This is a genomic window from Campylobacter sp. RM16704, assembly GCF_000816245.1.
In the GTDB taxonomy this organism is placed as follows: domain Bacteria; phylum Campylobacterota; class Campylobacteria; order Campylobacterales; family Campylobacteraceae; genus Campylobacter_D.
This window is the reverse complement of sequence record NZ_CP007769.1, coordinates 847,042-865,398: the sequence shown is the minus strand read 5'-3', so window position 1 is coordinate 865,398 and position 18,357 is coordinate 847,042. Positions and strand designations below refer to the sequence as shown.

General features: G+C 28.0%; 20 protein-coding genes. 11 read left to right on the top strand and 9 right to left on the bottom strand.

The features are described from left to right. Position 1 precedes the first annotated feature (1 nt). Together CAQ16704_RS04485 and CAQ16704_RS04480 are read right to left on the bottom strand one after the other, a co-directional pair. Positions 2-616 carry a hypothetical protein gene (locus CAQ16704_RS04485; RefSeq protein WP_039667066.1) on the bottom strand — a complete coding sequence of 205 codons (615 nt, stop codon included), beginning with the start codon at positions 614-616 and terminating at the stop codon, positions 2-4. An 82-nt stretch (positions 617-698) separates the two neighbouring features. Continuing rightward, positions 699-2,066, bottom strand: coding sequence for a sodium-dependent transporter (locus tag CAQ16704_RS04480; protein ID WP_039667065.1), 1,368 nt, complete (start codon positions 2,064-2,066; stop codon positions 699-701). 101 nt (positions 2,067-2,167) lie between these two features. Here CAQ16704_RS04480 and CAQ16704_RS04475 point away from each other — a divergent pair, with 101 nt between their 5' ends. Beyond that, positions 2,168-3,343: a type II NADH dehydrogenase gene (locus CAQ16704_RS04475; RefSeq protein ID WP_039667064.1), complete on the top strand. Its 1,176-nt coding sequence runs from the start codon at positions 2,168-2,170 to the stop codon at positions 3,341-3,343. 27 nt (positions 3,344-3,370) lie between these two features. Here CAQ16704_RS04475 and dsbD read toward each other — a convergent pair whose 3' ends face one another. After that, positions 3,371-5,062, bottom strand: a complete 1,692-nt coding sequence (dsbD, locus tag CAQ16704_RS04470; RefSeq protein ID WP_039667063.1) for a protein-disulfide reductase DsbD — start codon at positions 5,060-5,062, stop codon at positions 3,371-3,373. 93 nt (positions 5,063-5,155) lie between these two features. Here dsbD and ppk2 point away from each other — a divergent pair, with 93 nt between their 5' ends. Both ppk2 and CAQ16704_RS04460 read left to right on the top strand, forming a co-directional pair. Then, the gene (gene ppk2 / locus CAQ16704_RS04465) at positions 5,156-5,983 is read left to right on the top strand and encodes a polyphosphate kinase 2 (RefSeq protein ID WP_039667062.1); all 828 of its coding nucleotides are present in this window, start codon (positions 5,156-5,158) and stop codon (positions 5,981-5,983) included. 9 nt (positions 5,984-5,992) lie between these two features. Further along, a complete protein-coding gene (locus CAQ16704_RS04460; RefSeq protein ID WP_039667061.1) occupies positions 5,993-6,772 on the top strand; it encodes an amino acid ABC transporter permease in 780 nt (259 codons plus the stop codon). Here the strand turns inward: CAQ16704_RS04460 and CAQ16704_RS04455 are convergent. From CAQ16704_RS04455 to CAQ16704_RS04430, 6 genes are read right to left on the bottom strand one after another with little or no spacing between them, the layout of a single operon-like run. Next, on the bottom strand, positions 6,769-7,533 hold the full coding sequence (locus tag CAQ16704_RS04455; protein ID WP_039667060.1) for a transporter substrate-binding domain-containing protein: 765 nt from the start codon (positions 7,531-7,533) through the stop codon (positions 6,769-6,771). The two genes, CAQ16704_RS04460 and CAQ16704_RS04455, sit on opposite strands and share 4 nt — an antisense overlap. A 9-nt stretch (positions 7,534-7,542) precedes the next feature. Continuing rightward, positions 7,543-7,989 (bottom strand): aminoglycoside 6'-N-acetyltransferase, encoded by a 447-nt coding sequence (gene aac(6'), locus CAQ16704_RS04450; RefSeq protein ID WP_039667059.1) that lies wholly within the window; start codon positions 7,987-7,989, stop codon positions 7,543-7,545. Next, on the bottom strand, positions 7,976-8,698 hold the full coding sequence (gene kdsB, locus CAQ16704_RS04445; protein WP_039667058.1) for a 3-deoxy-manno-octulosonate cytidylyltransferase: 723 nt from the start codon (positions 8,696-8,698) through the stop codon (positions 7,976-7,978). The genes aac(6') and kdsB overlap by 14 nt, the downstream gene beginning before the upstream one ends. Further along, entirely contained in the window at positions 8,695-10,104 is a 1,410-nt protein-coding gene (gene thrC, locus CAQ16704_RS04440; RefSeq protein ID WP_039667057.1) for a threonine synthase, read from the bottom strand. Before thrC ends, kdsB begins: the two co-directional genes overlap by 4 nt. Beyond that, positions 10,079-11,017, bottom strand: a complete 939-nt coding sequence (locus tag CAQ16704_RS04435) for a tetraacyldisaccharide 4'-kinase (protein WP_039667056.1) — start codon at positions 11,015-11,017, stop codon at positions 10,079-10,081. Before CAQ16704_RS04435 ends, thrC begins: the two co-directional genes overlap by 26 nt. Then, positions 11,004-11,753 (bottom strand): NAD+ synthase, encoded by a 750-nt coding sequence (locus CAQ16704_RS04430; protein ID WP_039667055.1) that lies wholly within the window; start codon positions 11,751-11,753, stop codon positions 11,004-11,006. The genes CAQ16704_RS04435 and CAQ16704_RS04430 overlap by 14 nt, the downstream gene beginning before the upstream one ends. Positions 11,754-11,856: 103 nt before the next feature. Here CAQ16704_RS04430 and CAQ16704_RS04425 point away from each other — a divergent pair, with 103 nt between their 5' ends. The 8 genes from CAQ16704_RS04425 to CAQ16704_RS04390 are packed head-to-tail and all read left to right on the top strand — an operon-like array spanning position 11,857 to position 18,352. Further along, positions 11,857-12,906: an iron siderophore ABC transporter, periplasmic substrate-binding protein gene (locus CAQ16704_RS04425; protein WP_052245001.1), complete on the top strand. Its 1,050-nt coding sequence runs from the start codon at positions 11,857-11,859 to the stop codon at positions 12,904-12,906. Then, positions 12,903-13,913, top strand: coding sequence for a FecCD family ABC transporter permease (locus tag CAQ16704_RS04420; protein WP_052245000.1), 1,011 nt, complete (start codon positions 12,903-12,905; stop codon positions 13,911-13,913). The genes CAQ16704_RS04425 and CAQ16704_RS04420 overlap by 4 nt, the downstream gene beginning before the upstream one ends. Beyond that, a complete protein-coding gene (locus CAQ16704_RS04415) occupies positions 13,897-14,652 on the top strand; it encodes an iron siderophore ABC transporter, ATP-binding protein (protein WP_039667054.1) in 756 nt (251 codons plus the stop codon). Before CAQ16704_RS04420 ends, CAQ16704_RS04415 begins: the two co-directional genes overlap by 17 nt. 33 nt (positions 14,653-14,685) lie before the next feature. After that, entirely contained in the window at positions 14,686-15,285 is a 600-nt protein-coding gene (locus CAQ16704_RS04410; RefSeq protein ID WP_039667053.1) for an MBL fold metallo-hydrolase, read from the top strand. Next, on the top strand, positions 15,285-15,566 hold the full coding sequence (locus CAQ16704_RS04405; RefSeq protein ID WP_052244999.1) for a hypothetical protein: 282 nt from the start codon (positions 15,285-15,287) through the stop codon (positions 15,564-15,566). The genes CAQ16704_RS04410 and CAQ16704_RS04405 overlap by 1 nt, the downstream gene beginning before the upstream one ends. Before the next feature lie 56 nt (positions 15,567-15,622). Next, positions 15,623-16,600: an agmatine deiminase gene (locus CAQ16704_RS04400; RefSeq protein ID WP_039667052.1), complete on the top strand. Its 978-nt coding sequence runs from the start codon at positions 15,623-15,625 to the stop codon at positions 16,598-16,600. Continuing rightward, positions 16,597-17,511 carry a cation diffusion facilitator family transporter gene (locus CAQ16704_RS04395; protein WP_039667051.1) on the top strand — a complete coding sequence of 305 codons (915 nt, stop codon included), beginning with the start codon at positions 16,597-16,599 and terminating at the stop codon, positions 17,509-17,511. Before CAQ16704_RS04400 ends, CAQ16704_RS04395 begins: the two co-directional genes overlap by 4 nt. After that, the gene (locus CAQ16704_RS04390) at positions 17,480-18,352 is read left to right on the top strand and encodes an N-carbamoylputrescine amidohydrolase (class 11 nitrilase) (protein ID WP_039667050.1); all 873 of its coding nucleotides are present in this window, start codon (positions 17,480-17,482) and stop codon (positions 18,350-18,352) included. Before CAQ16704_RS04395 ends, CAQ16704_RS04390 begins: the two co-directional genes overlap by 32 nt. Positions 18,353-18,357 lie beyond the last annotated feature (5 nt).

Sequence of the window (18,357 nt, the reverse complement as noted above, 5' to 3'; positions counted from 1 at the left end):
ATTAAATTCCATCTCCATTATGGCATCCATTATCACAATAAAGCATTTCTATGAGTTTATGTTTTTTATAAGATTTTTCTTTAAATATTTTGATGATATTTTGCTTACCACTTACAGAAGGTATTTTTCCTATAGAAATCTCTAAATCTTTAAAAAAACCGAGTGGAATAGGACTATTTTGCAATTGTTTTTTATTTTTTAAATCAATTTTTAACTTAAATTTTGACACAAAATTATTCCAAGTGATAAATAGGGTATTGTTTAAATTTAAGTTATTTCCAAAATTTTCTAAAGCAATACAAGGTGTAGTAATGTATAAAAAATCTTCTTTTTGCTTTTGAGCGTGTAAATGCAAAGCTGTTTCTATCAAAATAGGATTGATATTAGCAGATAAAGTGTGATTTTCTATAAAATCTTTAATCTTAGGACACCTTGAATCTATAATACATTCTTTGGAATTAGAACTTAGTGATAGATATTTATTTTTAACAATTTTAGCAATATCTTCTTTAGGAAAAATGAGTTTAAAATTATTTTGAGCAAGTAGATTTTCTAAATATGATATATCATAAAGTTTCAAAACAACTGGATTAATGAAGATATATTTTTCAGCCAAATTAAACAACCTTAATTTTATGAAAAATATTATCATAATTAATATCTTATGTCAAATATTTTTTAGATTTTTATGTAAAAAACTAACTAAATATTCCAAAATAAAAAATCACTAAAATAATCAAAGGTATGATAAACTTAACATAGTAATACCATAGTTTAAAAATATTTCCTTTTAATGTATTTTGATTTGAAAGTTCATAAATAGCATCTTTTTTAAGCACCCAACCTACATAAATACAACAAAAAAACGCAGTTAAAACAAAAAAGATATTTCCACTAATAAAGTCAAAACTATCAAAAATATTTTTTCCTTTGATGATAGTAATATCTTTTAAAGGACCATAAGTAAGTATACAAGGTAAATTTCCTAGTAAAAAAATACTTCCAAGTGTTAGATTGATAGCAGTATTTTTATCTAGTTTAAATTTTTCTTCCAAAACACTGATAATTACTTGATAAATTGGCAAGCTTGTAGTAAGTGCAGCAACGATTAAAAGTAAAAAGAAAAATACACAAATTATACTTCCAAAAGGTATATGTGAAAAAGCAACAGGTAAGGTTTTAAAAACCAAAGATGGCCCGCTATCAGGGGTTAAACCTACGCTAAATAAAGCAGGGAAAATCATAAAACCAGCAAGTACTGCTATAAGAGTATTTAAAATTCCAGTATAAACAGAAGTTTTAATTAAATTTTCATTTTTTTTAAGATGGGAAGATAGGGTTATCATCACACCAAAACCTAAAGACAAGGCAAAAAATACTTGTCCTAAAACATCTATAAACAACTTAGGAGTGATTTTAGAAAGATCAGGTGTTAGATAAAACTTTACCCCTTCACTTGCTCCTTCAAGAGTTAAATTTCTTATAACTACAACCAAAAGACAGATAAATAAAAATGGCATAAGATATTTTACTGACTTTTCTATACCATCAATCACACCTTTTTTTAAAATAATCCAATTAATTATTACAAATATAGTAGTAAAAATACCTATTAATAAGGGATTGTTTTCTATAGTAGAATTATAAAATTGGCTTGTATATTGAGCATTAATGGGACTTGAAAGATTAAAATCTCCTATGATAATTTTAAAAATATAAGCTAAAACCCAGCCACCTATTACCATATAATAAGCCATAATTCCAAAACTTCCCAAAAGCCCCATATAGCCAACACCTTGCCAAGAATTAGATATTTTAATTCCATCATTAGTTTTTCCACCAAAGGCATCAACTGAATTTAACATTCTGCGTCTTCCTATAACATTTTCCACTAAAATCACAGGAATGCCTATAAAAATCATTGCAATGCAAAAGGCTAAAACATAAGCACCACCACCATTTTCACCTACTAAATACGGAAAACGCCAAGTGGCTCCAAAACCAACGGTCGCTCCTGCTACAGTGAGAATATAAGTTAGAGTGTTACTCCAAGTTTGTCTTTGCATGCTTTTTCCTTGTTAAGTTAAATAAAAAGTATTTTAAGATAAAAAATAATACCATTATGCCAAATTTTTATTTATTTTTTTATCAAATTAAAGGAAAATCCATGCAAAAAAAGAAAATTTTGTTTTTAGGTGCAGGATATGCTACTTTATCAGCTATAAAAGCACTGCCAGATGAGTTTTTTGAAAAAGTACAAGTGAGTTTGATTAATAACAATTCTTATCATTATCATACTATTTTATTACATAAAGTAGCTTCTAATGAAGATATTAATAGTTCAAAATATGATCTTTTTCCTTTGTTAAGTCCAAAAATTAATTTTTTTCAAGATGAAGTAATAAAAATTTCTAAAGATAAGGTTTTTACTAAAAATAAAGAATTTGATTTTGATATTTTAGTATGTGGACTTGGCTTTGCAAAAGAAACTTTTGGTATTAAAGGTATGCAAGAATATGCTTTGAGTATTGATAATTATGAAAATGCACTAAAAATTAATGAAAGTATTTATGAAAAAATAAAAAATTATAAAAATTCACAAAATGATGATGATTTAAAAATCGTAGTATGTGGTGGAGGTTTAAGTGGGGTTGAGTTTATAGCTTCTTTAGCGAAAGAGCTTAAGATTTTTTGTCAAAAAGAGCAAATTGCTTATGAGAAATTAGAACTTTCTATTATTGAAGCTATGGATCAAATTTTACCTATGTTTGATAAAAATCTAGCTTTAAAAGCAAGAAATAAGCTTGAACAACTTGGTGTAAAAGTATATGAAAAATCTAAAATTATAGAATGTGAAAAAAATGGCATAAAACTTGAAAGTGGAGAATTTATTAGAGCAAATACTATCATTTGGACTGCTGGTGTTAAAGGAAATGCTGTGATAGAAAATAGTACAGATTTTCCAAGCATTAGATCACGCATAGAAGTTGATGCTTTTATGCATCCTTTAAATGTAAAAAATTCATCAAAATACTTTTTTATAGGCGATAATAGTATATTTAAAAATCCCAAAACAAATACACCTTATCCTCCAACAGCCCAGCTTGCATTAAGAGAGGGGGCTTATGTAGCTAAAGCTTTAATGGCTATGGTTGATGAGAAAGAATTTAAGCAAGAATTTTCTTTTATTAGTGGTAATACAGTTTGTTCTGTAGGGGATGATTATGCAGTAGGAACGGTTTTACATAAGCCAATTAGTGGTATTTTAGCGATAAAACTTAAAATTTTTATAGAAAAATTGTGGCAATATCAACTTATAGGAATTAAAGGATTTTTAAAATAAATTTGATTTAAAAGATAATAGAGTTCATCAGGGAACTCTATTTAAAAATTCTTCCGCATCTACATAACCTATAATGCGTCCCTTTTCTTCGCCTTTGTTAAAAAATATCATCACAGGAGGTCCAAAAACGCTAAATTCTTTCATAAGTGCTAAATCTTCTTGGCTGTTGTGTGTTACATCTGCTTTTAAAAGCGTGTAGTTAGCAAGTAAATTTTGCACCTTTGTGTCTTTAAAAGTATATTCTTCTAAAAGTTTGCAATTTTCGCACCAAGCAGCTGTAAATTCAAGCATGATAGGTTTGGTAGAATTTTGTAATTCTTGCTCAAGTTCTTTTAAATTTTTAATGGTTTTAAAATTTAAACTTGAGCTGTTTTCTTTTGCAGCAAAATTAAACTCAAGTGGTTTTAATAGGCTTTTTGAACCCATAAAACCTCCCAAAAGGATGCTCAAGCTATAAGCTAAAACTAAAATCATACTTGCTTTTTTAAATTTATCAAAATTATCCTTTACTTCATCAAACAACCCCATAAAGCTAACAAAAAATACCCCTATAATTCCATAAAGCATTAATATGATATTTGCATTAAGTATTCTTTCTAGCATCCAAACTGCCATGATAAGCATGATAAAACCAAAGAAAATTTTTACTTTAAGCATCCAAGCTCCACTTTTTAAGAAGCTTCCTCCAAGTCCTATTAAAAGTAAAGGCATACCCATGCCAAAACTCATTACAAATAAAGAAAGTCCTCCTAAAAACACATCACCACTATTAGTAATATAAAGTAAAGCTCCTGCTAAAGGTGCGGCTACACAAGGTCCTACAATAAGAGCTGATAAAAATCCCATGATAGCTATACCAAAAATTCCATTTTTACCTTCTATTTTTTTATTAATAAAATTTTGGAATTTAAGTGGGAGCTGTAATTCATAAAACCCAAACATAGAAAGTGAGAGTAATACAAAAATACCTGCAAAGGTAATGATAATCCAAGGCTGTTGCAATAAACCTTGTACATTAGCCCCAGCAAGTCCTACTAAAGCCCCTGCTATAGCATAAGCTAAAGACATAAAAAAGACATAGATAAAAGATAAATAAAAGCTATGCTTTTTAGATGGTTTATCTTTGAGTTTCATTGCGATTAATGAAGAAAGAATAGGTATCATTGGTAAAATACAAGGAGTAAGTGCTAATAATAAGCCATAACCAAAGAAAGTTAAAAGCGTGATAAATATATTTTGCGTACTTAAATCATTAGCAATTTGTTCATCTTCATTTTGCTTTTTAAATTGATCTTTGGTTGATCTTATAGTATAAATTCCATTTTGTTTATTTAGTTCATAATTTACATATATAGGACGATAGCATAAACCATCTTCTGAGCAACCTTGATAAACTAGAGAAAGTTTTGCTTTGTTATTTTTAATAAAATCATCTAATAATAATTGCGGCAAGAAAAGTTCAAGTTGGCTAAAAATTACTTCTTTGTTTTCCCTAGTTTGAGTTAGTGGGAAATTTAATAAAGAAGTAATATCATTTGAATCTAATTCTACTTTGATTTGATCTTTGTAAAGATAAATTCTATCTGCTAGATTGATTTTTAAAAAAATTCCTTGATTGTTACTATGAGTGTTGAGCTTAAAAGCTTCGTTGAGTGATAATACCCCATTGTTAGCAAAAACCAAATTTAAAAAAATAAAAAATATTGCTATAAAACGCATTTTTTTCCCTGAAATTAAAATTTTAAACTTGTTTTATTTTACTTATTTGTGGTAAATTTAAGTTAATAATTATCCTAAACCAAGGAGCCTATTATGGACAAGGACAAATTTACTCTTATTAAGGTTAAAAAATCAACACTTGAATATGAAAGTGAGCTTAAAAGACTACAAATTGAGCTTTTAAAATTTCAAAATCATGTTAAAGACAAGGGTTTAAAGGTTTTGATTTTAATCGAAGGGCGTGATGCAGCAGGAAAAGGTGGTGCTATTAAAAGATTAATTGAACATTTAAACCCTAGAGGTTGTCGTGTAGTAGCACTTGAAAAACCAAGTGATGTAGAAAAAACTCAATGGTATTTTCAGCGTTATGTGACGCATTTGCCTGCAGCTGGAGAAATAGTTATTTTTGATAGATCTTGGTATAATAGAGCAGGGGTAGAACCTGTTATGGGTTTTTGCACCCCAAGTGAGCATAAAAAATTTTTACGTGAAGTAGCATCTTTTGAAGAAATGTTAATTGATAGTGAAATTTTATTTTTTAAATTTTATTTTTCAGTTTCTAAACAAGAACAAAAAAAGCGTTTTGAACAAAGAAGAAAAGATCCACTAAAACAATACAAACTTTCTGCTGTTGATGAAAAATCACAAGAATTATGGGATAAATACACTTTAGCAAAATACTCTATGCTTTTAGCTTCTAATACACCAAAATGCCCTTGGGTAGTTATTAATTCAGACGATAAAAAGAAAGCAAGGATAAATTTATTTAAGTATTTACTTAGTGTCTTAGAGTATCCAAATAAAATTAAAAACAAATATTTCAAATATAATAAAAAATTAATGTGTAGTGGTGAAGAAGAAATTCGCAAAATGGAGCTTAGTTTAAATGATGAAAAAATTAAAAAAATTGATAAAAATTAAAGGATTAAATTGAATCTTTTTGTAGTATATAATAAATTTAGTGAGCATAAAAAAATTAGTTTAAAAATATTTATAATCAATGCACTTTTGTTAGTATTTTTATTATTTTTATTTTTTTATTTGTCTTTTTTAAGTGCTAGTTATAATTTTGATTTTAAAGCTATTTTTGAATATAAAGATAAAATGATACAAGGCTTTTTTACAAGTTTTTTTATTAGCATTTTGTCTTTAATTGTAGGGGTAGTTTTTGCTTTGATTTTGTGCTATATGAGTCTTTGTAAAATTGTGCTTTTTAATATGTTTGCAAGGGTTTTTATAGAGCTTATTAGAGGTACACCTTTGCTTGTACAAATTTTATTGATTTATTATATTTTTGCTGATAATTTAGGTTTAGATAATCGTTATATTTGCGGAGTTTTGATTTTAGCTTTATTTGCTAGTGCTTATATTTGTGAGATATTTAGAGCAGGAATTTTAAGTGTTGATAAAATGCAATATGAAAGTGCTAAAGCTTTGGGTTTGAGTGAGTTTGAAATTTATAAAAGTGTGATTTTTCCTCAAGCTTTGAAAAATGTTTTAGCACCTTTAAGTGGACAACTTAGTAATTTAATCAAAGATAGCTCTCTTTTGAGTGTTATAGCTATTTCAGAATTAACGCAAAATGCTCAAGAAATCAATGCATTTACTTTTTCAACCTTAGAAATTTACATTCCTTTAGCTCTTTGTTATTTAGTTTTAACTCTGCCTATTTCTATGTTTTCAAGAAAGCTTGAAAAGAGTTTTTCTTAAAAGAAAAACTCAAGCTTTTGTTCTTTGAAGACTTCTTGCATATCTTTGAGATATTTTTGACTTAGTTTATCAAAAAAGCCATTTTCTTTAGATTTTAAAATAAACTCATTGAGTTCTTCTTTTAATTTGGTATTGTCTTTATTCAAAGCTATAGCCCATTGCTCAGGTGTTTTTTCAAAAGGAGTAAAAATAGCTTTTGTTTGCTCAGGATGTTTTTTCCATGCTTTATAAATACTCATTTGATCATAAATAAAAGCATCAGCCTTTGCTTGTATAACTTCTAAAATAGCTGCATTTTCTTTATCAAATACTAAGATTTTTGCATTTTTAAGGTTTTTTTGAGCATATAAATGCGCACTTGATCCTCTTTTTAAGGCAATAATTTTTCCTTTTTGATTTAAATCTTCTATGGAGTTGATATTCGATTTTTTAGCACTTAGTATTGCTAAATTTGCCTTAGCATAAGGTATAGTGAAATCTATTACTTTTTTTCTTTGTTCGCTAATACTCATAGAAGACATGATTAGATCTATTTTTTGAGTTCTTAAAGCAGGTATAAGTCCATCCCAAGCTATGTTTTGAATTGTTAAATCATAGTTTTTTTCTTTGGCAAAGGCTTGTAAAAAATCTACGCTAATTCCACTTGGACTACCTCTAGTATCACTCATTTCAAAAGGAGGATAAGCTAGTTCCATTCCTACTATTAAATCTTTAGCGTTAAGAAAAAAGGCTAAGATAAACAATAAAATAATTTTTTTCATGTTTTTTCCTTAATTTAGTTTTTTTATAAAACAAATAATTTTATTAGCTTCTTTGAAGCCACATTGAATATGAAAATTAAAACTATTAATGTTTTGTAATTCACAATCACTAGCAAATTCACTAATTTGTTGGTTTAAAATCCATTGCTCGCAATATGCTAGTAGCTTTTTAGCATAATATTTTCTTCTAAAATTTTCTCTAATGTAAATTCCTTCTAGATATCCTACTGGGGTACTAGAACTACCTTCTACATAATCATATCTTATACTAATATAAGCTAAACCTATGCACAATTGTTGTGTTTTAAGTAAGAATACAGCATATTTTTGATCTTTTAATATATTTTCAAATTCGTGCTTCAATTTTACAATGGGTTTATTAAATAATAAACTTGCTAATATTAATACATCTTCTAAATCATTAATATCTGCTTGGTAAATTTTAAAATATTCCAAATTTAGCTAAAGCCCTTTCATAATCTTCTTTTGTATCTATACCTATGCTTTGACTTTGTATTTTTAGCATTTTAATTTTTTTGCCATTTTCTAAAGCTCTTAATTGTTCTAATTTTTCACACTCTTCAAGGGCTGAGTTTTTCAAAGTGCAAAATTCTTGTAAATTTTTAACCTTATATGCATAAATTCCAAGGTGAGCTTTGAAATTTTGTTTATAATTTGCTCTTTCATAAGGAATTTTAGATCTTGAAAAGTATAAAGCAAAATCATTACTATCGATAACCACTTTAACTAAATTAGGATCTTCGCAAGTTTTTGCATCTACTTCTTTATAGCAGCTACTCATAAAACAAAACTCATCTTTAAAAGCTTCTTGGCTAAATTCTTTAAATTTTTTGATATTTTGTATTTCTATAAAAGGTTCATCAGCTTGAACATTAATGATTAGCTCATTTTCATTTAGCTTTAAAATTTGACAAGCTTCGTTGATTCTATCTGTACCACTTTCATGATTTTTGCTTGTTAAAACTGCTTTTATATTATGTTTTTGTGCTATTTTTAAAACCTCTTCATCATCAAGTGCCACATACACTTCATCAACTTCTTGCATTTTTTTAGCTGTATAAATAAACATTGGTAGATTGTCAATTTCACATAAAATTTTATTTTCAAAACGACTTGATTTTAATCTTGCAGGTATGATTATCATTGTTTTATCCATTCTATAATAGTTTGTTTTAAATTTTCAAGTTTGCAAACTTGATTTTGCTTTTGTTTGCTTGTAAATAAATTTGCGATATTTGGATGAATTTCTTGGTTAAATTCTTTTGCAAGTTCTTGCATACAAGCTTGTTCATTTTGGCATTCTTTGTTATAAATTGCTTGATACATACTCGGGGTAAATTTACTCCATTGTGCTGTGGAAGTGATGAGTGTGGTGGTGTTAGGATCAAGCATTTTAAAACAAGTGCAAGTGTGAGGATCTAAAAGTCCTAAATAGCTGTATTGTTTGATATATTGCATACATAAATCATCGTTGCAAAAATCAGCTTCAAAGTCTTCTTGTAAAAGTTCTAGTTCTTTTTGGCTAAGCTCATAATATTTTTCATTTTTTAAAGCTTGCATTAGCTCTTTGGTGCGTTCATCTTTAAATTTATCAAAAAGCAATCTTTCTATGTTTGATGATATAAGTATATCCATAGCTGGAGAAATAGTTTTTTGTAAGTTTTTATTTCTTAAATCATATTTACCTGTATTAAAAAACTCACTTAAGATATTATTAGAATTAGAAGCAATTTTAATTTTACCTATATTTGCTCCCATTTTTTTAGCATAATAAGCCCCTAAAGCATCGCCAAAATTTCCACTTGGAATGATGATATCAATTGTTTTATCGATTTTCAAACTAGCGTAGTAATGATAGATGATTTGAAAAAGTATTCTTCCAAAATTGACTGAATTTGCAGCACTTAAGCTAAGCTTTTCTTCTTTTAAAGTATTTTTAAATTCCTCATCATTTAAAAGTATTTTTAGAGCATTTTGTGCATCATCAAAATTACCTTCAATAGCTATGGATTTTAAATTATTTGCATTTGAGTGTGTCATTTGCAAAGCTTGAGTTTTGCTTGTGCCTTCATTTGGGTAAATGCAAACTACTTTTATACCTTTTTTATTTTCAAAGCTTTTTAGTGTAGCAGGTCCTGTATCGCCACTTGTAGCACACATGATTAAAAAATCATCATCTTTTTTTAGATGTTCTAAAAGTACACCAAAAGGTTGCAAAGCCATATCCTTAAAAGCTCTTGTTGGTCCATGAAATAATTCATTAATATAAAGCTTATCATTGATTTTTTTTAAATTAATAGGGCAGGTTTTATCATCAAAACCCTCATAAGTCTTTAGTGCTTTTTCAAAAACTTCAAGATCTAAATCAAATTCAAATGCAGCGATGATTTTTAATGCTAATTCTTTGTAATTTAAATTTTTTAAAGCATCATTATTAAGCTTTGGTAGATTAAGTGGTGCATATAGGGCATTATTAGGTGCACTAGGACTAAGCAATGCTTTTGAAAAACTGACTTGGTGGTTTTTATCTTGGGTTGAGTGTAGTAACATTTTTTTCCTTTTTGTTAAATTGATGAATATAATTTTGCAAAACTTGTTTAAAACTATCTTTTAAAACTATATCAAGATGAATTAATTCTGTTTTAAAACCAAATTCTTTTACCTTTACATAGTCTTTAAAGGTTAGCATTAAGGTATCGCAGTTATGCTTTTTTAAAAGTTTTTCTAATTCTTCTTTTTGAAAAGTGTAATGATCGGCAAAAAAATAACAAGCCCTAGCTTTGATAAAATGCTCATATAATCTAAAAGGCTTTGCAATAGAGCTAATCAAAATAGCTTTTTGATTTTCTTTCACATGGGAATAACGCATAAAATCTTCATTTTCTTTAGCTATAAAATCAGCCCTTTTAGCAAAAGATTTTGGCAAACGATAAGCTCCGCTAGGTAAAGTAAAATTAAAAAACGGCTCATCTTTACTTTGTAATAAAATATTAAGTTTTTTAATGTGAAATTTAGAAAAAGCATCATCTAAAAGTATAATCTTTGCTCCAAGTTCGATGGCTTTTTGTATGCCTTTAACTCTATCTTCGCTCACTATCACCCCGCTAATATGCTTTGTTAGCGCATATTCCATAGCTTCATCACCACTTTTTTTAATATCGCATAAAATTTCATCTTTATATTTAACTACTATCAAACCTTTACTTTGTCTTTTATAGCCTCTTAAGATGATAAAACAATTTTCAAATTCAGCTGCTATGGCTTTGCAAATAGGAGTTTTTCCATTGCCCCCTAGGGTTAGATTGCCTATGCTTATAATGGGTAGATTAAAATCAAGCTCTTTTTTAAATTTGGTATTTAAAATTGCTATAAGCATATATAAAAAGCTAAAAGGTAAAAGTAAAACTGCTAGAATTTTTTGATAAAAATTAGGTTTAAAGAAATATTTATCAAGCCAAGTCATCAAAATTCTTTAAAGTTATTGGGGGTTTTGTCTTGAAAGCATTATTTTTCACACGCTCTAAGACCAAATTTTTTAAATTCTCATCAAAATTTTCTAAACTTTGATTATTCTCTAAAGCTTTTAAAACTTCATCTAAAATTTCATATTTATACCCAAGATCTTTTTCATCGCTTTGATTTGGCCAAAGATCAGCACTTGGAGCTTTTTTGATAAAATTTTCATGTACACCCATAAATTTAGCAAGCTCAAAAACTTCGCTTTTATAAAGCGTAGCTAAAGGGTTAAAAGCACAAGCTAAATCTCCATAAATAGTCCCATAGCCAAGCATTAATTCACTTTTATTAGAAGTGCCTATTACCAAAGCATTATGCAAGGCTGAATAATCATAAAGCAAACTCATACGCACTCTTGCGGCTAAATTTCCTATGCGAAGTTGTGTAGGATTTTGGATAACTTTTTCAAAGTTTTGTAAAATATCATCAATATAAATAATTTGATATTTTATATTTAATTTTTTGCAAAGCATAAGAGCGTCACTTAAATTTTCTTTATTAGATTGTTTAGTGGGCATTAATAGGGCAAATAATTTATCTTGAACTGCTTCTTTACAAAGGTAGGCTACTACAGCAGAATCTATCCCACCACTAATACCTAATACAACATTATTTATTTTAGTTTTTTTACAAACATTTTCAATAAATTCAATTAAATCTTTTAGTGTTTTTTGATATTTCATAATAAAATTTCCTAAAATATTAATTATATTCTAAGAAAAATTAAAAATTGCAAATACGGTATTTTTTTTATATAATTTTGCCTATGTTTTAAGGAGTGCAATAATGAAATTTTATAAAATATCATTCTTGTTATTTGTTTTTTGTTGTTCTTTATATGCAAAAAAAGAAATTTGGAATTTTATAGATCAAGCAGATTATAATGTTAGTGTAAAAATACCTGTAGAAAAAATAGTGGTAATGCAACATCATAGTATTGATATCTTAGCTCAATTAGGTGCTTATGAAAGTATAGTAGGAGTGGAAAAGGATTGGGAAAAAAATCTTGGGGCATATATGAAAGAAGTTTTTCCTAATATTGTAAATCTAAAAACTCCTGGAAGTTTGGAAGAGTGGAATATAGAAGAAATTATTAAATTGCAACCTGATGTCGTTATAGCAGCTTCTCAAGCTAATAAACAAACTGTAGAAAAACTTAAAAAAATGGGTATCGCTGTTGTTGTGATTTCTTTAAGAGCTGAAGGCAAGCAAGAAGAAGCACAAAATCCACGTTTAAAAAATGCGGATAAAGCATATACTGAAGGGTTGCATTGGGCTATTAATACTTTAGGGAAATTAACAAACAAAGAAGAGAGAGCTAAACAGCTTTGGGAGTTTGCAATGCAAAGTAGAGAGATTATAGAAAACAAATTAAAAAATATTGAAGATGTAAATCGTGTCAGAGTGTTTATTGCAAATGAAAATTCCAAAACTTATGGTAATGATAAATATGTTGGCATACAACTTTTAAAAGCTGGTGCTATTAATGTAGCGGCTAAGGATATTCAAGGTTACAAACCTTATACTTTTGAGCAGTTGTTAAAATATAATCCAGATGTTATTATTATTCAAGATCGCTATAAAGATGTTTATAATGAATTTTTGAAAAATAAAAAATATCGACTTTTAAAAGCTGTAAAAGAGAAAAATATTATTCTAGCTCCATATTGGACTAAACCGTTTGGAAATCCAAATACAGATTCTATTGCCTTAGGCGAATTGTGGTTAGCATATAAGTTTTATCCTGATATAATCTCGAAAAATATAGTTGAAAATAGAGTAAAAGAATTTTATAAAAAATTTTATAATATAGAATTTAATGGTTCTATTGAATGATTAAAAGATTTTTTATTATAAATTTATATTGGTTAATTCCTTTTATTTTTATAATAGTTTCTTTAAGAATAGGAGCATATGAAATAAGTTTTGAAGATATCGTAAAGTTGCTAATTGCAAAAATCAATAATTGTGCTTATGATGAAATCATAAATGGTGTGATTTTTGAAGTAAGATTACCTCGTATTATTAGTGTTGTTTTAGTAGCGAGTGCTTTGTCTGTAAGCGGTGCTATATTTCAAGCTATTTTTAGAAATCCATTGGCTGATCCTTATACTTTGGGAGTTAGTAATGGAGCTGGATTTGGAGCTAGTTTGGCTATAGTTTTATCATTGGGATTTATATTAACTCAATTAAGTGCAGTTGCATTTGCTATTTTAGCTGTACTTTTAACTTTTGTTTTTTCTTTTTTCGGTAAAAATTTATCTATAAATTTGATTTTATCTGGTATGTTAATTAGTGCTTTGTTTTCATCTTTATTAGCTTTTATTAAATTTATAGCAGATCCTTTTGATAAACTTCCTGAAATTGTTTATTGGCTAATGGGAACTTTTTCAGGCTCAAGTTACGAAAAAATATCTTATATTTTGCCCATATATTTAATCGTTTTTGTTTTTATTTATTTGTATCGATATAAAATTAATGTTTTAAGCATGGGGGATTTACAAGCTCAAATTTTTGGAGTAAATGCTAGAAGAGATAAGATAATTATTATTCTCTTATGTACTATTTTAACCGCTTTAGCTGTTAGTATGTGTGGTATTATAGGGTGGGTTGGCATTGTTGTCCCACATATTGTGAGAATATTAGTTGGTGTAGATTTTAGAAAAATTTTTCCTTTAAGTATTTCCATAGGGATTTGTTATCTTTTGCTTATAGATAATATTTGTAGAAGTATTAGTGTTTTAGAAATTCCCATAGGAGTTGTTACCGGGCTATTAGGTCTTCCCTTATTTTTATATTTTATCTATCAAAAAAGGTTTGAATATAATGCTTTTAGAGCTTGAAAATGTTTCTTTTTCTTATAAAGAAAAAAAGATCTTTTCTCATATTAATTTTTCATATTCACATAATGATTGCAATATTTTGTGCATATTGGGAAAAAATGGAGCAGGAAAGAGTACTTTATTAAGATGTCTTTGTGCTCATGAAAAATTTGAAGGAAGTATTAAATTAAATGGCAAAAGTGTATTTTCTTATACTTTACGTGATTTAGCAAAAAATATAGCTTATATCCCACAAAAATCATTTGATTTTGCTTTTAGAGTTTTAGATGTTGTTTTAATGGGTAGAGTTCCTTGGATAGGTTATTTTTCTAATCCAGGAAAAAAAGATATAGAAATAGCTTTAAAGAATATGGAATTTTTAAATATCTTGCATCTTAAAGATAAAAATTATTTAGAACTTTCTGGTGGTGAACAACAAATGGTTATGCTAGCTAGTGCCTTGACACAAGAAAGCAAAGTGTTGGTTTTGGATGAACCTAGTGCTCATTTAGATTTTGGAAATATACAATACTTTTTAAAAATCATTTTGGAACTTTCTAAAAATAAAAAAATTATCATGAGTACGCATTCTCCAGAACATGCTTTAATCTTAAAGGCTTTTGTTTTAGTATTAGAACAAGAAAGATATTACTATGGAAAAGCACAAGAAATTATCACGAGCAAAAATATGAGTAATTTATATAAAATTTCAATTGAAATTTTAAAACATAAAAATAGTTATTCTATTTTTGCTATATAATGGTGATTTTTAAAAATAAATATAGGAGAGATTATGCAAATTCTAAAAAAAGCTTGTGGAATGTATGAAACAAATTGTTATATTATAGACCATAATAACAAGCAAATTATAATTGATCCAGGTGAAAATGCTTATAAGTTTATCAAAGAAAATGTAAGCAAACCTTTGGCTATTTTAAACACTCATGGTCATTATGATCATGTATATGATAATGCCAAAGTTAAAAAAACTTATGAAATTCCACTTTTCATTCATAAAGATGATGCTTTTATGTTAAAAGATCCTTTTAGTTATGGTTTTGAGCATTCAAATGCTGATGTTTTAGTTGAAAATGAAAATGAATTTAGTATAGATGAGTTTAAGTTTAAATTTCATCATTTCCCAGGACATACTCCAGGGTGTTGTATGATAGAACTTGTGGGTGAAGATGTTCTTTTTAGTGGAGATTTTTTATTTTATCGTAGTATTGGTAGGTGGGACTTTCCTTACTCAGATGCAGCCAAGATGAAAGAGAGTTTGCTTAAAGTTTTAGCTTATGAAAAAGATTTTAAATTATTCCCAGGACATGGAGAAGAAAGCACTTTAAAAGAAGAACAAAAGGCGATTCCTGCTTGGTTAAGGTATTTTCACTAATGGATAAGGTGTTATATTTTTTAAGCTTTTTACTAATTTTAAGTGCTATTTTGAGTTTTTTTAAACCCAAAGAAGCAAAAAGGAAATTTTTTCATAAATGCCCTTGTTTTAGAGCGGTAGAAAATGGTTTAATGAGTAGAATTTGCATTTATGTAGGAAGCTTTGGTTTTATGTATTCTGTGCTTTATATAGGTTTTGGAGTGTATGATAAAAAACTTTTTATAATTTTACTTTTATCTTTTGCTATATGGTATTTTGCTTGGGTTTTAAAAAAAGAGTAAAAAACTATCATTAAAAATGCTAAAATACTTTTTTAATTATCAAAAAAGGTATGAAAATGAGAAAAAGTATAGCAGAATGGGAAAAGCAAGAACTACTTTTACTTTCCTTACCTCATAAAAATAGTGATTGGAAGCCTTATTTAGAAGAAATTATGCAAAGCTATGAAGAATTTATTAAAGCTGTGGCAAATTTTCAAAAAGTTTTGCTTATAGCACCAAGTGAAAAAGACTTTCAAAGATTTGAGCATATAAAAAACGTTGATTTTTTCAAGTGTGATACTAATGATACTTGGATTAGAGATTTTGGAGCAATCGATGTGCGTAAAGGTGATAAACTCATAGGACTTGATTTTACTTTTAATGCTTGGGGAGATAAATTCCAAAGTGATTTAGACAATGCAGTAAATTCAAAGCTTTTTGCGCAAAAATTATCTGGAAAATTAGAAAAAATTGATTTTATCTTAGAAGGTGGGAGTATTGATTTTAACGGACAAGGAGTAATGCTTACAACGAGTGCTTGTTTATTAAATGAAAATAGAAATTCGCATTTAAGTAAAGATCAAATTGAAGCTAAGTTAAAAGAAGTTTTTGGCTTAAAACAAATTATATGGTTAAATCATGGTTATATAAAAGGCGATGATACTGATCATCATATAGACACTTTAGCAAGATTTGTAAATGAAAAAACCATTGCTTATTGCGTGTGTAAAGATGAAAACGATGAACATTATAAACCTTTAAAAGCTATGGAGGATGAACTTAAAAAAATAGGGTTTGATCTTTTAGAGCTTCCTTTACCTAAGCCTTTGTATTTTGAAGGAAAAAGACTTGGTGCTACTTATGCAAATTTTGTTTTTGTTAATGATGGCTTGATAGTGCCAACTTATAATGATGAAAACGATGTTTTGATTTTAGAAAATTTACAAAAGATCTGCAAAGATAGAAAAGTAGTAGGTGTTGATGCTAGAGTATTTTTAAGACAAAATGGCTCTTTACATTGTTCTTGTCAAAATCGCTTTAAAGGTCAAAGATGAATTTGCAAAAAAGTGCAACTATAATAGCAAGTGTTTGTGCTATTTTTTTAGCCATTGTTAAATTTATAGTAGGTTTAACTTCAGGTTCTGTTGCGGTGCTTTCTAGTGCTATTGATTCTTTACTTGATTGTGTGATTTCGGGGTTAAATTTTTTAGCTTTAAAAAAAAGCTCTCAGGGCTCTAGTAAAGAATATAACTTTGGCCTTAGTAAAATCGAAGCTTTAATGGGTTTTTTTGAAGGACTTGTTATTAGCGGGATCGGGGTTTATATTTTTTATGTGAGTGTTTTAAAAATTCACAATCAAGAAAGTGTAGAGAAACTTGATCTTGGAATTTTTGTCATGATTTTTGCTATGATAGTAACCCTATGTTTAGTATTTTTTTTAAACTATGTTGCTAAAAAAACTAAAAGTTTAATTATACAAGCTGATAGTTTGCATTATAAAATAGACTTTTTAACTAATGCCTTAACTCTTTTAGCACTTATTATTATTGTTTTTACAAATTATCATTTCATTGATGGCCTGTTTGGTATAGCTATAAGTTTATATACGATTTTTTCAGCTTTTAAAATTATCAAGGAAAGCTCTAAAATACTACTTGATGTCGCTATAGAAAAGGAAAAAGTAGAGATCATTAAAGAAATTATCAACGCAAATAAAGAAATAAAAAGCTTTCATCATTTAAAAACTAGAAAAAGCCCTGATATGTTTTATGTTAGTGTGCATTTAGTTTTTAAACCTACAATATCACTTTTAAAAGCACATGAAATTAGTGATGAAATTGAAGATGCTATTAGGGATTATTTTAAAGATGATTTTTGGAGTATTCATATACATCTAGATCCATATGATGATTCAGAAGAAGAAAGGAATAAGAATGAAATTAGCTCTCATTCAGCAAGAATTTAAGCAAAATAAAGAAAAAACTATAGAAAAAACATGCGAACTTATCAAACAAGCAGTAAGTGGTAAAGCAGAACTTATATGTTTACAAGAGCTTCATCAAACCCAGTATTTTTGTCAAAGTGAAAATACAAATTTTTTTGATTTGGCAAATAGTTGGGAAGATGACATTAAGTTTTGGTCTAATGTAGCTAAAGAAAATGGGATAGTTTTAGTTACTTCTTTGTTTGAAAAAAGAAGTGCAGGACTTTATCACAATACTAGTGTCGTATTTGAAAAAGATGGAAAAATAGCAGGTAAATATCGTAAAATGCATATTCCTGATGATCCTTGTTTTTATGAAAAATTTTATTTTACTCCAGGTGATTTGGGTTTTGAACCTATACAAACAAGTGTTGGAAAACTTGGAGTTTTAATATGCTGGGATCAATGGTATCCTGAAGCTGCTAGGTTAATGGCTTTAAAAGGGGCTCAAATTTTGATTTACCCTACTGCTATTGGTTGGTTTGATAAAGATGAAAAAGAAGAAAAACAAAGACAACTTGAAGCTTGGGTTGGTGTGCAAAGAGGCCATGCTATAGCTAATGGCTTACCTGTAGTAGCTATTAATAGAGTGGGTTTTGAAAGAGATGAAAGTGGAGTAGAAGAAGGCATAAGATTTTGGGGAAATTCTTTTGTTTTTGGGGCTCAAGGTGAAGAACTTTTTAGGGCTGATGATAAACAAGAACTTTGCGAGATTGTTGAAATAAATATGCAAAGATGTGAAAATGTACGCAGATGGTGGCCGTTTTTACGTGATAGACGCATAGAATATTTTCATGAGTTAAGTAAAAGATTTATTGATTAAAAGGA

Coding starts and splice junctions, on each gene's coding strand:
- CAQ16704_RS04480 (WP_039667065.1), bottom strand. CDS start 2,066: ATGCAAAGACAAACTTGGAGTAACACTCTAACTTATATTCTCACTGTA.
- CAQ16704_RS04475 (WP_039667064.1), top strand. CDS start 2,168: ATGCAAAAAAAGAAAATTTTGTTTTTAGGTGCAGGATATGCTACTTTA.
- dsbD (WP_039667063.1), bottom strand. CDS start 5,062: ATGCGTTTTATAGCAATATTTTTTATTTTTTTAAATTTGGTTTTTGCT.
- ppk2 (WP_039667062.1), top strand. CDS start 5,156: ATGGACAAGGACAAATTTACTCTTATTAAGGTTAAAAAATCAACACTT.
- CAQ16704_RS04455 (WP_039667060.1), bottom strand. CDS start 7,533: ATGAAAAAAATTATTTTATTGTTTATCTTAGCCTTTTTTCTTAACGCT.
- kdsB (WP_039667058.1), bottom strand. CDS start 8,698: ATGATAATCATACCTGCAAGATTAAAATCAAGTCGTTTTGAAAATAAA.
- thrC (WP_039667057.1), bottom strand. CDS start 10,104: ATGTTACTACACTCAACCCAAGATAAAAACCACCAAGTCAGTTTTTCA.
- CAQ16704_RS04435 (WP_039667056.1), bottom strand. CDS start 11,017: ATGACTTGGCTTGATAAATATTTCTTTAAACCTAATTTTTATCAAAAA.
- CAQ16704_RS04430 (WP_039667055.1), bottom strand. CDS start 11,753: ATGAAATATCAAAAAACACTAAAAGATTTAATTGAATTTATTGAAAAT.
- CAQ16704_RS04425 (WP_052245001.1), top strand. CDS start 11,857: ATGAAATTTTATAAAATATCATTCTTGTTATTTGTTTTTTGTTGTTCT.
- CAQ16704_RS04420 (WP_052245000.1), top strand. CDS start 12,903: ATGATTAAAAGATTTTTTATTATAAATTTATATTGGTTAATTCCTTTT.
- CAQ16704_RS04415 (WP_039667054.1), top strand. CDS start 13,897: ATGCTTTTAGAGCTTGAAAATGTTTCTTTTTCTTATAAAGAAAAAAAG.
- CAQ16704_RS04410 (WP_039667053.1), top strand. CDS start 14,686: ATGCAAATTCTAAAAAAAGCTTGTGGAATGTATGAAACAAATTGTTAT.
- CAQ16704_RS04405 (WP_052244999.1), top strand. CDS start 15,285: ATGGATAAGGTGTTATATTTTTTAAGCTTTTTACTAATTTTAAGTGCT.
- CAQ16704_RS04400 (WP_039667052.1), top strand. CDS start 15,623: ATGAGAAAAAGTATAGCAGAATGGGAAAAGCAAGAACTACTTTTACTT.
- CAQ16704_RS04395 (WP_039667051.1), top strand. CDS start 16,597: ATGAATTTGCAAAAAAGTGCAACTATAATAGCAAGTGTTTGTGCTATT.
- CAQ16704_RS04390 (WP_039667050.1), top strand. CDS start 17,480: ATGAAATTAGCTCTCATTCAGCAAGAATTTAAGCAAAATAAAGAAAAA.